Source organism: Mesorhizobium sp. WSM4832, assembly GCF_055811115.1.
The window spans coordinates 1-13,063 of the sequence record NZ_JBVVQH010000042.1 but is presented as its reverse complement, the minus strand read 5'-3'; the positions used below and the strand labels follow the sequence as shown (position 1 = coordinate 13,063).

At 57.5% G+C, this 13,063-nt stretch carries 13 protein-coding genes and 1 pseudogene; 12 read left to right on the top strand and 2 right to left on the bottom strand.

All coding sequences use genetic code 11. The features are described 5' to 3' along the window. The coding region (locus AC0L2L_RS33120; protein ID WP_473583990.1) for a Ulp1 family isopeptidase at nucleotides 1-1,022 on the top strand (1,022 nt) is incomplete at its 5' end. A gap of 23 nt (nucleotides 1,023-1,045) precedes the next feature. On the opposite strand, the pseudogene AC0L2L_RS33115 reads toward AC0L2L_RS33120, so the two are convergent. Beyond that, nucleotides 1,046-1,621, bottom strand: a pseudogene (locus AC0L2L_RS33115) (ISKra4 family transposase); the annotation flags it as partial. A gap of 27 nt (nucleotides 1,622-1,648) precedes the next feature. Beyond that, entirely contained in the window at nucleotides 1,649-2,368 is a 720-nt protein-coding gene (gene virG, locus AC0L2L_RS33110; protein ID WP_473583989.1) for a two-component system response regulator VirG, read from the bottom strand. Between the two features lie 1,090 nt (nucleotides 2,369-3,458). Between virG and AC0L2L_RS33105 the strand changes: the two genes are divergently transcribed. From AC0L2L_RS33105 to virB11, 11 genes are all read left to right on the top strand, one after another. After that, nucleotides 3,459-4,241 (top strand): type IV secretion system lytic transglycosylase VirB1, encoded by a 783-nt coding sequence (locus AC0L2L_RS33105; protein ID WP_473583988.1) that lies wholly within the window; start codon nucleotides 3,459-3,461, stop codon nucleotides 4,239-4,241. A gap of 74 nt (nucleotides 4,242-4,315) precedes the next feature. After that, nucleotides 4,316-4,621 (top strand): pilin major subunit VirB2, encoded by a 306-nt coding sequence (gene virB2 / locus AC0L2L_RS33100; RefSeq protein WP_473543590.1) that lies wholly within the window; start codon nucleotides 4,316-4,318, stop codon nucleotides 4,619-4,621. Continuing rightward, the gene (locus AC0L2L_RS33095; protein ID WP_473583987.1) at nucleotides 4,621-4,947 is read left to right on the top strand and encodes a type IV secretion system protein VirB3; all 327 of its coding nucleotides are present in this window, start codon (nucleotides 4,621-4,623) and stop codon (nucleotides 4,945-4,947) included. The genes virB2 and AC0L2L_RS33095 overlap by 1 nt, the downstream gene beginning before the upstream one ends. Next, nucleotides 4,947-7,316, top strand: coding sequence for a type IV secretion/conjugal transfer ATPase VirB4 (virB4, locus tag AC0L2L_RS33090; RefSeq protein WP_473583986.1), 2,370 nt, complete (start codon nucleotides 4,947-4,949; stop codon nucleotides 7,314-7,316). The genes AC0L2L_RS33095 and virB4 overlap by 1 nt, the downstream gene beginning before the upstream one ends. 13 nt (nucleotides 7,317-7,329) lie before the next feature. Then, nucleotides 7,330-8,010 (top strand): TrbJ/VirB5 family protein, encoded by a 681-nt coding sequence (locus tag AC0L2L_RS33085; protein WP_473583985.1) that lies wholly within the window; start codon nucleotides 7,330-7,332, stop codon nucleotides 8,008-8,010. Nucleotides 8,011-8,069: 59 nt separating this feature from the next. Further along, the gene (locus tag AC0L2L_RS33080; protein WP_473583984.1) at nucleotides 8,070-8,957 is read left to right on the top strand and encodes a type IV secretion system protein; all 888 of its coding nucleotides are present in this window, start codon (nucleotides 8,070-8,072) and stop codon (nucleotides 8,955-8,957) included. 25 nt (nucleotides 8,958-8,982) lie between these two features. Beyond that, nucleotides 8,983-9,141, top strand: coding sequence for a type IV secretion system lipoprotein VirB7 (locus AC0L2L_RS33075; protein WP_095814513.1), 159 nt, complete (start codon nucleotides 8,983-8,985; stop codon nucleotides 9,139-9,141). Beyond that, nucleotides 9,138-9,851, top strand: a complete 714-nt coding sequence (locus AC0L2L_RS33070) for a type IV secretion system protein VirB8 (RefSeq protein ID WP_473583983.1) — start codon at nucleotides 9,138-9,140, stop codon at nucleotides 9,849-9,851. Before AC0L2L_RS33075 ends, AC0L2L_RS33070 begins: the two co-directional genes overlap by 4 nt. Then, nucleotides 9,848-10,729 (top strand): TrbG/VirB9 family P-type conjugative transfer protein, encoded by an 882-nt coding sequence (locus AC0L2L_RS33065; protein ID WP_473583982.1) that lies wholly within the window; start codon nucleotides 9,848-9,850, stop codon nucleotides 10,727-10,729. Before AC0L2L_RS33070 ends, AC0L2L_RS33065 begins: the two co-directional genes overlap by 4 nt. Continuing rightward, the gene (gene virB10 / locus AC0L2L_RS33060; protein ID WP_473583981.1) at nucleotides 10,726-11,868 is read left to right on the top strand and encodes a type IV secretion system protein VirB10; all 1,143 of its coding nucleotides are present in this window, start codon (nucleotides 10,726-10,728) and stop codon (nucleotides 11,866-11,868) included. Before AC0L2L_RS33065 ends, virB10 begins: the two co-directional genes overlap by 4 nt. Continuing rightward, complete coding sequence (gene virB11, locus AC0L2L_RS33055) at nucleotides 11,852-12,892, top strand: P-type DNA transfer ATPase VirB11 (RefSeq protein ID WP_473583980.1); 1,041 nt, start codon at nucleotides 11,852-11,854, stop codon at nucleotides 12,890-12,892. The genes virB10 and virB11 overlap by 17 nt, the downstream gene beginning before the upstream one ends. Nucleotides 12,893-13,063 lie beyond the last annotated feature (171 nt).

Genomic DNA, 13,063 nt, shown 5'->3' with positions numbered 1-13,063 from the left:
GAGCGCTTCCGTCAGGCTCGTCCAATCTCCCCCGGGGGGCGATGCTCGGCGCCGACCTGCTGGACGACGTCCATATCCACAGGGATTACCAGTTGCTGGAGCAGAGCCTGCAGGTGGCCCACCCAGCGCTCGCCGCCCGAACGCGGTTGGTGGATCCCTTGGTCTCCCAGCAACTGCGCCGTCACGACCGGGACCCGCAACTTACATTGCTGTCCATCTATCATCAAAACGACGTCGCAGCCGACTTCGTGTTCCTGCCGGTGAACAGTGGCAATCCCATGGCTACGGCGGAGAACGAGGGACGCACTGAGCATTGGTCGCTGCTGCTCGTTGATCGCCGCGACCCGGAAAGAGCGGTCGCCTATCACTACGACTCCATCCATCAGCGCGATGGACAGGGATACAATGACGCGCCTGCACGAGAGCTCGCAGCAAGACTGGACGCGACCACCACGGTGACACCCGCCATGGCGCAGCAGAACAACGGTGTTGATTGCGGCGTCTTCGTGGTGGACGGCACGCGCGAGCTGGTTCGGAGATTGGCGAATGAAGAGCGGCCAGACCAGCAGCAGCCGCTGCACCTCGACTACCTCGTCGCCGATCGGCAGGCGCTGCAAAACCGACTGAGGCACGGCCGCTTGCCGCACGAGCTTGCCGCAATCCCCGCGGACGCTTTTGAAGCAGCCGGGTCGCAGGTGCGGCACGCCGTCTTGCAAGAGCAGCAAGCCCGACAAGTCGCGCCAGCGCCGTTTGAACGGCAGTTGGGCAGGACGCGCGAGGCCCAGGACGAACTGACGCGTACACTTGACAGGAGCAACACCGGGGGCGTCATCATCAACACTGAACATTACACAGCGCTGTTGAGACCGGCGAAGAGGCAGAGGACTGATAATCCGCAAAGCCTCGCCATGGGGCGGCAGCCGAGCGAAGCAACCACGACGTCCATCAGCCCCTCCGATCAAGCCCGAGCGGACCTAATGGCTTCCTTCAGAAGCAGAGAGCGCTCCGACGCGGGGCGTTGAGCTCCATGGCTGGGGTCAAGCAGAACAGCTCTTTTGACGACAGAGGCGCTGATGCGCTCTCCGGACCGGCAGCTCTCGCCGTAATTGATCAGGCTGGCTTGTTGGAAGGCGATGTAGGCCTGGAACTCGCCGATGGCGGTCAGGACCTTGCGCATGTTTGGCTAGCCTGTTTCGAGACCTTCCGGGTCGAACTGCAGGTCGGCGATTTCGTCACGGGCACGATAGACGTTACGATGCCAGAGATGCCATTTGATCCTGCGCAAGTTTCAAGCAGGTCCTGTCCGGCCTGCTCGTCGTGGTTTTCGAGCCCTTGCACGAACTGGCGAAGGACCGTGGTGCACATGGTGATATGGAACTAGTCGAGGACATGCTCGCTCGCCGGTGCAATCATTTCCGCGATCGAGCGGGCCGTCGGTGATGAAGGTAATATCCTAATTGGCCTGGACACCCTGCTTCTTGAGATGGTCGAGAATGCGCCGTTGCAGCTCGCGATCATCGCCGTGGCCGAAACCGATGTAGCGTGGAGCGCCGTCTTCAGGCCGCGAGCGGCCTGCGATCAGCTCGAGTTTTTTCTTCCGGTCGTCACGGTGGCGGATGTACTCGGGAAACTCCAGAATAGCTCCGGGTCAAGCGGCCGAGGTGCCTCCGTAGCTGACATCTACGTCAATGTTGAAGAAGTACCCTGCACCACGGCATGTTTTGACCAGGCGAGGATTGGCCGCATCAACCTCCAGCTTTCGGCGCAGGCGCATGATCAGCACATCCACGCTTCGATCATAGACCTCTTCTCCACGCACACGGCTTGCGAGCAAAAGCCGTTCTCTGGACAGCACATTGCGTGGGTTCTCCAGGAACGCGATCAAGAGATTGAACTCACATGCAGTAAGCTTGACCTCGCCACGCACCTCACAAATCAGTCGCCGCTGCTTGACGCTGAGCTTCCAGGCCCCAAAGCGAAATGAGCGCTGATCTCTGGTTCGCGGAATCCGCTCGCGTAGCGCTACTCGAATGCGGGCCAAGAATTCGCGCATCCCGAAAGGCTTGGGAATGAAATCGGTTGCGCCGAGCTCTAGCGCAACCACTTTTTCCGCCTCATCAAGCCGGTCGCCGCTGATCACTATGATCGGAACATCCGATTTTGTCGCCAGATTGCGAACTATCGCAAGTCCATCCTCCCGGCCTAGGTTAAGGTCAACAACCACGAGATCGACCGGCTCATGTGAAAGAACATAGTCAAACTGCTTGCTATCGTGGACTGCGGTTACCTTCAAGGCATGCATCGTGAGGTACTCGGCGATGAGGCGCCGCATTGCGGCATCATCATCGATGACAAGAACATGTTTCAACGGCTCACCTTCAATCTCGAATCGCCTTGTCTAAGCTGTTGCCGAGCAACCCTAGGGCCCCGATGTAGAGCAGCTGTCCCCTGGTCCCACCCGCCGCTGCGGGCGGCCAGTAAGGAGGGCCTTGCTCGTCCAGAATCGGTAGAAAGCTGGGCCTTGTCGATCGCGAATTGGCGGCATGCATTTAGCCGCGCCACCAGGCAGGTTCAAGCGCCGACATGATCTGCCATGAGGTCTTTCGCTTTTCCGGATCGTGATTCCCCGTTTTGTCAGTTTGATGCTGCCCGCTCACACTATTCGGGTTCGACGGCATGGATGCCTGCAATGTGTTTGCATCCTCGTCACGTTATCTGCCGCTGGCGGCCTGGATCATCTCGACGTCGTCCGACTCGTGGGAGTCCGACGTGGTTGAGCAGCGCCGCGATTGAGTCCCTGAAATATTGTCAGCGAAAGGACCAACGTGATTCGCTACAGCGGTTTTGTGCCAAATAGCATGTCTCCCGCCAAGCCGGGTCCTTCCGAGATGGCCGGCGGCATCGCATCTTGTTTTGGCCGAGGACGGTTACCGTCCGACCTAACATTTCTCAGCCCGCGCGAGACCTCCACATTGAGCCTGTCACGTCACGGGCAGCACCTCAAACTCGGCAGCGTCAAATCGAATCTCGTGATTGTGCCCGGCGATAGCCCATCGGATTTCCGTCAAAGGGCGCGCGGTTTTCTGCCGATGGGACTGTATATGATCAACTCATCCAGTGCGCGGCCGAACAACTGAACCAGGTTCGCCAGCGTCAGTTCTCCGAGTTGGGGATGGACGGCCTTTATGTCCACCTCGGCTCCGAATCTTCCGCCGCGCCGAAATACGTTCGCGGCTCCTTCCAGAAGCTGCTTTCCCCAATCCGTGATCTGTTCGCATGCACATCATACTGCTGCGCCAACTCGGTCAGCGTCTTTTCTCCCCTAAACAAATGTCCTTTGTTTCAATTGAAACCGAAAAGCTGAACTTGAACATCACACAGTAACAAACCTCCCCGATAAGCGCGTGCCGGACAGGGCCAGAATCCGTCCGGCGCCTTGGAAAGGTAGGTGATAGGGAATGTTTATTGCAGTTTGGCCGCTGGCCATTGTCCTGTTGACATCCATGTCACTCCCAGCCGAGCCCGCGCCACTTTCGCCTCGTGAGTTCCACCGCCTGTCGCGCAAATGCGCACCCTGGGTTGCGCCGTCCACCCTCGCCGCGATTGCTAAGATTGAAAGTGGCTTTGAGACGCTGGTGGCTCATGACAACACCACAGGCGAGCAGCTTCGCTGGATAGACCACCTGGAAGCCACGCGGGGCATCAAGGACCGTCTCGAAGCACAACATTCTGTCGATGTTGGATTGATGCAGATAAACAGCAAGAACTTTCCCATGCTCAGTCTCACGCCGGAAAAGGCTTTCGAGCCCTGCGCCTCGCTTTCGGCTGCCGCCCACTTGCTTGAAAGCCGGTATGCCGGCGGCACGACTGCTCCGGCGCAGCAACTGGCTCTTCGCCGTGCCATCTCGGCCTATAACACGGGCGACGTCACGCGTGGTTTCGCCAACGGGTATGTGCGCAAGGTCGAGTCGGCCGCAAAGGACATCTCGATTCACCTTGATCGAACGCTGGAGCCGACCGTTCGAGATGCGCCACATCTTGAGACACCCGGTCGGAAAGCCGTGCCGCCTCTGCTCCAACAGAGCCAACAGGCCAATAGAAAGCAGCCCAACCAAAATTCCTGGGACATCTGGGGCTCCTATCAGCCAAACGGCTCCGAGGCCGATCCCTCCGGTCCGACAGGCAGCAAGGCTGCGGAAGAGCGGGAACCCTCGACTCCGAACAAACTCGTATTCGATTGAATCCTGGAGATACAATGATGAAGCCACTCAAAATACTTCGTGCGCTTAAAACGCGTGTTCCTTCGCCTTTTTCCATGCTGCGCATGGCGGCTGAATATGTGCCGGCCGCTGCTGCAGGCGTGGCGTGGACGGTCTTCTCCAGCGGACCAGCCGCGGCCCAGGTGACCGGCGGGACGGATCCTGCCAAGATGGTCCAGAATATCTGCACCTTCATACTGGGCCCCTTCGGACAATCATTGGCCGTGCTCGGACTGGTGGCCATTGGTATTTCCTGGATGTTCGGTCGTGCTTCACTTGGCCTGGTCGCGGGTGTGGTTGGAGGGATCGTCATCATGTTTGGCGCCAGCTTCCTGGGCAAGGCGCTCATAGGCGGTGGCTGATGAGCGACCGGTTGGAAGTGAGCACCCTCTATGTGGCGGCGACACGCCCCGCGCTGTTTCTGGGGGTGCCGCTGACGCTGGCCGGATTGCTCATGATGTTGGCGGGTCTCGTCATTATTGTCCTTAAGAACCCACTTTATGAAGTCGTGCTCGTGCCACTCTGGTTCGGAGCACGGCTGGTTGTTGAGCGTGACTACAACGCCGCAAGCGTCGCGTTCCTCTATTTGCAGACGGCCGGCAGAAGCGTGGATGGGCCGGTCTGGGGCGGCGCGAGCGTAAGCGCCAACCCGATCAGAGTGCCGAAACGCGGAAGAGGAATGATGTAATGTTTGGCGCCAGCGGCCGGACCGAGAGATCTGGCGAGATCTATCTTCCATATGTCGGTCATCTAAGCGACCAGGTTGTCCTTCTGGAAGACGGATCGATCATGGCCATGGCACACGTCAACGGGCTGCCGTTTGATTTGGAAGACGCTGAGATGCGCAACTCGCGCTGCCGCGCGTTCAACACTCTCTTGCGCAACATCGCCGATGACAATGTCACGCTATACGCTCATCTAGTGCGAAACAACGATGTGCCGGAGCCGGCATCGCGCCAGTTTCAAAGTGCATTCGCTGGCAGTCTAAGCGAGGCCTACGAGAGCCGTGTGCTGTCGGGCAAGCTCTTTCGCAACGATCACTTCCTCACTGTCATCGTGTTCCCCCGTACCGCGATCGGCAAGATCGGCTGGCGCATTGCCAAATCGCCCAGGCGGAATGACAATGATCTGGCCACACAAATGCGAAGCCTGGAGGACCTCTGGCAGATCATAGCTGGGTCACTCGGCGGTTACGGTCTGCGCCGGTTGGGTATTCGTGAGAAAGGCGACGTGCTCTTCACGGAAATCGGTGAGGCGCTTCGGCTGATAATGACTTGCCGGTTTCTTCCAGTTCCGATGGTTACCGGCTCACTTGGCGCCTCGATCTACACTGACCAGGTCATCTGCGGAAAGCGGGCGCTTGAGATTCGAAGACCCGGAGGTAGCTCCGTGGGATCATTGTTTTCGTTCCGTGAATATCCGGCGACGACGCGGCCAGGCATGCTAAATCCCTTGCTGTCGGCCAACTTCCCGCTTGTCCTCAGCCAGAGCTTTTCCTTCCTCACTCGGCCACAAGCTCATGCGAAGCTTAGCCTTAAATCCAGCCAGATGACGAGCGCCGGCGACAAGGCTCTCACCCAGATCAATGAACTTGCCGAAGCAGAGGACGCACTGGCAAGCAACGAGTTCGTCATGGGTTCACATCATTTGAGCCTGTGCGTCTATGCCGACAGCCTCAACAGCCTTGCAGATCGCGCAGCAAATGCACGCGCAAGGCTGGCTGATGCAGGCGCCGTTATCGTTCAAGAGGGCATCGGCATGGAGGCCGCGTACTGGTCCCAACTTCCGGGGAACAACAGGTGGCGCACACGCCCGGGGGCGATCACCTCGCACAACTTTGCCGGGCTTGTTTCTTTTGAGAACTTCCCAAGCGGTTCGACTTCCGGTCACTGGGGTAAAGCTGTTGCGCGCTTTCGCACGAACGGTGGAACTTCTTTCGACTACATCCCACATGAGAATGACGTCGGCATGACGGCGATATTCGGACCGGTCGGCAAAGGCAAGACGACGCTGATGACCTTTATCCTCGCGATGCTTGAGCAAAGCGTGGTCGATCGCGATGGTGCCATCGTCTTTTTCGATAAGGACCGGGGTGGTGAACTGCTGGTGCGAGCCACCGGAGGGACATATCTAGCGTTGCGCAGAGGCGCTCCGAGCGGCTTGGCCCCTCTGCGTGGACTGGACAACACCTCCGCCTCGTTGGACTTTCTGCGCGAATGGTTGATGGCTCTAATCGAGAGTGACGGCCGTGGCCCGATCTCGCCGGAGGAAAGCCGTCGACTGGAACGTGGCATTGTTCGTCAACTTTCGTTCGAACCCGTCATGCGCTCAATTGCGGGCCTGCGCGAATTCCTGCTGCATGGCCCCTCCGAGGGCGCAGGAGCGCGGCTGCAGCGGTGGTGTAGAGGAAATGCGCTTGGATGGGCCTTTGACGGCGATGTCGACGAAGTAAGGCTGGATGCCTCCATCACAGGCTTCGACATGACGCAGCTCCTGGAATTTGAGGAGGTCTGTGCGCCAGCCGCCGCGTATCTTCTGCATCGCGTGGGCGCTGTTGTCGATGGTCGTCGGTTCGTCATGAGCTGCGACGAATTTCGCTTCTATCTGCTGAACCCCCAATTCTCGGCTGTTATCGACAAGTTCTTGCTCACCGTCCGCAAGAATAACGGGATGTTGATCCTCGCAACGCAGCAGCCTGAACACGTGCTTGAATCGCCCCTCGGGGCCAGTCTCGTTGCACAATGCATGACGAAGATTTTCTACCCATCACCGACGGCGGACCGGGCTGCCTATGTCGATGGCTTGAAGTGCACCACGCAGGAGTTCGAGGCAATCCGCCAGGGAATGGCAATTGGCAGCCGCAAGTTTTTGCTCAAGCGCGACAGCGGGAGTGTTGTTTGCGAATTCGATCTTGGCCAGATGCGCGAGTATGTAGCCGTACTCTCGGGGCGGGCCAACACCGTGCGCTTTGCCGACCAGCTTCGTCACCAGCACGGAGATGCGCCAAGTGGGTGGCTCGACAACTTCATGGCTCGTTACCACGAAGTTAAAGACTGACGGAGAAATATTCATGCAATTTGCTAAGCTTGCAGCAACGACGCTTGCTGCTTCCCTTCTGCTTCACGGACAGGCCAGGTCGCAATTTATCGTCAGCGACCCGATAACAGAAGCACAATCGACCGCGACCGCGATTTCCACTGCGGCGATCCTTGAGAGTTCAATCGTGACGCTCAGCAACACAATCACCATGGTGGATATGCTAACGTCGTCGTTCGGTGTCATGGGACTGCTAGGCTCACTTAACCAAAAAAATCAGTACCCGTCGAGCAATCAGCTAGAGAGGCAGATGTTTGACAGCCAGACGCCAGCTTCGAATATAGCGCGTGCGATTGCGCAGGACCCAAATCGGAAAGTCGACGGCACCGATCTGGAAGCGAAACTGTTACAGGGACAGGTTGCCGGTGCTGCCAATGCTGCAGGTCTCGCAGCTGAGAATCTGGTTGTGATGGACAAGCGCCTTCAGGAGAACGCCAGCACTCTTGGTCAGCTTTCCCGCTCGCGAAATATTATGCAGGCCACAGTGACCAACGGTCTGGTCCTCAAGCAGATTCACGATGCGATCATCCAAAATGCCCAGGCCACGAGTCTGCTGACGATGGCCACTGCACAAGCAAGCCTTCACGCCGCAGAGGAGGCCGCGATGCAGCGTCGCGAACGCGAGACGACTGCTAGCATTTTTTTGCGCCCGTAAACAGACGCTGAGTTCATCCGGCTCAGCTGGGCTGATCAGGGACAAATCAGGCTCACGCCATGGATTTTAAGATTTCCGCGCCATTCACGGCCATACACACGATCTTTCATGTGGCCTTTACGTCAGGGCTGCACAACGTGCTTGAAAAAATCCAAGAGGCGGTCAGTGCGCCTCTGGTTGCGTGTGTGACGCTTTGGATAATAATCCAAGGCTGTCTGGTTATGCGTGGTCAAGTCGATGCGCGTGCAGGTATCTCGCGCGTAATTATGGTGTCGATTGTAGTCGGCCTTATCTTAGGGCAGGCCAACTACCACAATTACATTGAAACGGTCTTCGACGACACGATTCCAAGGCTTGCTCACCAGATCAGTGGCAGCGACTTGCCCTTCACCGATATTCCCCAGAAGCTCGACTGGATGTTTGCTTCAACTCAGTATGCCTTTCAGATGATTGCTTCCGAAATTGGGCCTATGAACGGCCAAGACATACTTGCTTTCGAGGGAGCGCAATGGATTTTCTACGGCTCGCTGTGGGCAGCGTTCGAAATCTATGATGCCGTTGGGATTTTGACGAAGGTGCTCTTGGCGATCGGCCCCCTGGTTCTTGTCGGCTACCTTTTTGATCACACTCGAGACATGGCTACAAGATGGATCGGCCAACTGCTCTCGTACGGGCTGCTGCTTCTCCTTCTCAACATCGTTGCCACGATAGTTATCGCGGCCGAAGTAGTCTCGCTGGCAGCGATGCTTTTGATGATCAAATTCTCGGGCACGACAGCAGCCAAGATCATCGGGCTTTACGAGCTCGACATGCTTTTCCTGGCTGGCGATGCTCTGATCGTCGCGCTTCCGACGATCGCCAGCAGCATCGCCGCCGGGTCTTGGGCAGGGACGAACCGACCTCTTAACAACCTCAATCGCTACTTTGCCAGAACGACGGGCGGTTAAAATCAACGAGCGCGGTGCCAAAAACATGAAACGCTATCTACTTTTGTCAATCCTCGCTTTGGCGGCCTGCAAGACAACCGATCGGCTTGCGACCTGCACGGGTACGCCATTCCAACTGAACGCGGGACAATGGGAAACCACCCCTGAGGATCTTCAGGTCGAGTGTGCGGAAGAGCCCAAATGAAATTTCCTGAACATGCCCTTCTGGTGGAGAGAGAAACGCTAGCCGCTCACTACAAGAAGGTGGAAGCGTTTCAAACTTCACGAGCGAAGTCTGCGGGGCGCTTGTCAAAGGCCCTTATAGCCTTTGCGGCAGCGGCGGTCCTAGGAAATGTTGCCCAGGCATTTACCATCGCTGCCATGGTCCCCTTGGCCAAGCTCGTGCCTGTGTTCCTATGGGTACGGCCGGACGGCACCGTAGACAGCGAAGTGTCAATCTCTCGACTGCCCGCAACCCAAGACCGAGCCGTCATAAATGCTTCGCTATGGGAATATGTACGCCTGCGCGAAGGCTACACAGCAGATACAGCCCAATACGCCTATGACCTCGTGTCCAGTTTCAGCGCACCGACCGTGCAACAGCAATATCAAGATTTCTTCAACTATCCCAATCCCACCTCGCCGCAAGTCACGATCGGCAAGCGCGGCAAGCTCGAGGTCGGCCATATTTCCTCAAACGACCTCAGTCCCGACGTTCAGCAGATCCGATACAAACGTATGCTTGTTATCGATGGGCAGATGCCGATAGTGACCACCTGGACAGCTACCATCCGCTACGAGCGCCTGACGGGTCTGCCGGGGCAATCGAGGCTCACCAATCCGGGAGGTCTACTCGTCACGTCCTATCAAGCCTCGGAAGATACCGTATCGAACCTGGGCATTGTGCAGCCATGACAAAAAGAGCGTTTCTCGCGCTGGCCTGCTTATTTTTCTTGACGATGGATGCGTGCGCGGAAGACACGCCACTTGCCGGCAAGCGTGATGCGCGGATGCGCTACCTTGCTTACCGCCCCGACGAAGTGGTGCGCCTATCGACCGCAGTGGGTGCAACGCTGGTTGTCACATTCGCGGCCAACGAGACCGTCGCAGCCGTGGCCGTTTCCAATAGCAAAGACCTGGCTGCGCTCCCACGTGCCAACTATCTCTTTTTTAAGGCTAGCCGGATGCTCGCGCCGCAGCCGGTCATCGTGCTGGCCGAGAGCGCGTCGGGTACAAGGAGATACGTCTTCAGTATTTCGACGAAACCGATGCCAAAACTCGATGAGCAGCAACCGGACCTATACTACAGTGTCCAATTCACCTATCCCGGTGATGAGGCTGCTGCTCAGAGAAAAGAAGCAGAAAGGCGCTCAATCCTTGGTCAGGCCCGGGCGAAAGTGCTGCAACAAGAGAGAGTTCAGGATTTGTTGAATCGGCCCGCGGCAACTGCCAGTCCGGACGAAAACAATTTTCACTACGTGGCAAAGGGCGATCGATCGCTGGCGCCACTGGAAGTCTTCGATAATGGCTTTACGACCGTATTTGGCTTCGCAAGCAATTCCCGCATACCCTCCGTCTACGTAATCAATCCCGACGGCAAGGAAGCCGCTGCCAATTACACGGTCAAAGGGGATTATGTCGAAGTATCCGCAGTCGCCCGGGAATGGCGTCTGAGAGATGGCAATACGGTCTTGTCCATTTTCAACAGGGCTTATGATCCTTTGGGACGAGCGCCAGGGACCGGTACAGTGACACCCGACGTGTGGCGCGTTTTGAAAGGCTCGGGCCGATGAATGATACCGGCCCACAGGCGGGACATGATGTCCATGCATCCAGATCGATGGTCTCGGAGCCGACCCGCCGGCATATTTCGGGATCGCAGAAGTTGGCCGTCGCGGCTCTTGTTCTCATCTCATCTCTATCCCTCATCTGGCTCGGAGGTCGTTCAAGCACACAAGACGAGCCATCTCAGCCAAAACCGCCAATTGTCGCCAACGCCGAGCCATTCCGCCCCGTGCCAATCGAGAGTCCTCCAGAACCTCCAGCACCCGTACAGGCGGCGCAGGCGGCAGATCCTGCGTCATCGACGCCGCCCCCAACGGCGCCAGCTGATGCGCTGCCGGAGGAAACACCAATCTTCGCCTACACTAGCAGCGGTCAAATGCCCAATGACGGTCAGCGGAGCGAAGACAACCATAAGGATGCTCCCACGACACCGGATGGGATTTCAACCGAGGGCGAACTGTCAGGCCGATTGACGCCAGATATACAGGAGCCGAGCCGGGCCACCCTTTTGCCGCACCCTGATCTCGTGATTACTCAAGGAACGATCATTCCCTGCATTTTGCAGACAGCAATCGACACAAATTTACCCGGCTATGTGAAGTGCGTCATACCTAAAGACGTCCGCGGCACGACCAACAATGTCGTGCTCTTGGACCGCGGGACGACCGTGATTGGCGAAATCCAGCGCGGTCTCCAGCAGGGGGATGCGCGTGTCTTCGTGCTGTGGACGCGCATCGAAACACCTGACCATGCCCTCGTTTCGATAGCATCGCCGGGCGCTGACGAGCTCGGCCGCTCCGGAATGCCTGGCACGGTGGACAATCACTTCCGGGAACGCTTTGGCGGCGCGATTCTCATGAGCGTCATCCAAGGCGCGTTTCAGGCGGCCGGTCAATATGCGGCCAACTCTGGCGGAGGAAGCGGCACCGACAGCTTCCAGAGCAATGGTGGACAAGCCGTCGACACGACACTGAGAGCGACGGTCAACATTCCGCCAACGCTGAAGAAAAACCAGGGAGATGCTGTATCCATCTTTGTGGCTCGGGACCTCGATTTCTCAGATGTATACGATCTTAGAGCGACCGCCACGGCGCCAAGCCCCCAACATCGCGAACACAGGAGAGGCAAAAATGCGATCAGAGGCTGATCCTCAATTGCGTTTGCTTCTCGAGCCCGTTCTAAAATGGCTTGAGGAGCCAAGAACCGAAGAGGTCGCTATCAACCGGCCCGGGGAAGCCTTTGTCCGACAGGCCGGCGTTTTCACGAAACATCCGCTACCCCTGTCTTATGACGATCTGGAGGACATCGCGATACTCGCTGGAGCGCTGCGCAAGCAAGATGTCGGACCGCAAAGCCCCCTGTGTGCGACTGAGTTGCCGAACGGAGAGCGGCTGCAGATCTGTTTGCCGCCCGCTGTACCGGCAGGAACAATAAGCCTGACGATACGGCGTCCCTCGAGTCGTGTGACCGAACTCAAGGAAGTTTCTTCTCGCTACGAATACTCGCGTTGGAATCAATGGCGGTCACGAAAAGAGCGTCAAACCCAGCAGGACGAAAAGATTCTTCAGCACTACGACCATGGTGACTTGGAGCAATTTTTGCAAGCGTGCGTTTGGGGGCGGCTGACGATGCTGCTTTGCGGACCTACTGGAAGCGGCAAAACGACAATGAGCAAGACTTTGATCAACGCTATACCCCCGCAAGAGAGGCTGATCAGTATCGAGGACACGCTCGAACTTGCAATCCCACACGAGAACCATGTCCGGTTACTCTATCCCAAGGACCGATCAGGCGTAGGTACCGTGACAGCCGAGCAACTGTTGCAAGCCAGCTTGCGCATGCGCCCTGATCGAATATTGCTTGGCGAGATGCGCGATGATGCTGCTTGGGCCTACCTTAGCGAAGTCGTCTCCGGCCATGCGGGATCCATATCAACGATTCATGGGGCTGATCCGGTCCAAGGCTTTAAAAAGCTCTTTTCGCTCGTCAAGAGCAGCCCGCAAGGAGCCGCTGTGGAAGACCGCACGCTTCTTGACATGCTGTCGGCCGCCATTGACGTCATTGTCCCGTTCCGTACCCAAGGCGAAGTGTATGAGGTGGGAGAAGTATGGCTCGCCGCTGATGCCAGGCGAAATGGAGAGACAATAGCCGATCTTCTCAGCAAGCACTAAGGCTGGAACAACGTCTCGGGATCGATAAGTCGGTGATGTGACGCGTCATTTCGTTCTGCTCAATCTCTTTTTGACGGGCCTTGCTTGAGGAGCCTGCGGATTCCGACGTGAAGCCGGCCGCCATTCCGATCAAACACCGGCCACCATTCCGGTATGAAGCCGGCCACCATT

Excerpts from the sequence above, each read along its gene's own strand:
- virB2 (WP_473543590.1), top strand. The coding sequence starts at position 4,316 with ATGCTGCGCATGGCGGCTGAATATGTGCCGGCCGCTGCTGCAGGCGTG.
- AC0L2L_RS33065 (WP_473583982.1), top strand. The coding sequence starts at position 9,848 with ATGACAAAAAGAGCGTTTCTCGCGCTGGCCTGCTTATTTTTCTTGACG.
- AC0L2L_RS33105 (WP_473583988.1), top strand. The coding sequence starts at position 3,459 with ATGTTTATTGCAGTTTGGCCGCTGGCCATTGTCCTGTTGACATCCATG.
- virB10 (WP_473583981.1), top strand. The coding sequence starts at position 10,726 with ATGAATGATACCGGCCCACAGGCGGGACATGATGTCCATGCATCCAGA.
- virB4 (WP_473583986.1), top strand. The coding sequence starts at position 4,947 with ATGTTTGGCGCCAGCGGCCGGACCGAGAGATCTGGCGAGATCTATCTT.
- AC0L2L_RS33095 (WP_473583987.1), top strand. The coding sequence starts at position 4,621 with ATGAGCGACCGGTTGGAAGTGAGCACCCTCTATGTGGCGGCGACACGC.
- AC0L2L_RS33075 (WP_095814513.1), top strand. The coding sequence starts at position 8,983 with ATGAAACGCTATCTACTTTTGTCAATCCTCGCTTTGGCGGCCTGCAAG.
- AC0L2L_RS33085 (WP_473583985.1), top strand. The coding sequence starts at position 7,330 with ATGCAATTTGCTAAGCTTGCAGCAACGACGCTTGCTGCTTCCCTTCTG.
- virB11 (WP_473583980.1), top strand. The coding sequence starts at position 11,852 with ATGCGATCAGAGGCTGATCCTCAATTGCGTTTGCTTCTCGAGCCCGTT.
- AC0L2L_RS33080 (WP_473583984.1), top strand. The coding sequence starts at position 8,070 with ATGGATTTTAAGATTTCCGCGCCATTCACGGCCATACACACGATCTTT.
- AC0L2L_RS33070 (WP_473583983.1), top strand. The coding sequence starts at position 9,138 with ATGAAATTTCCTGAACATGCCCTTCTGGTGGAGAGAGAAACGCTAGCC.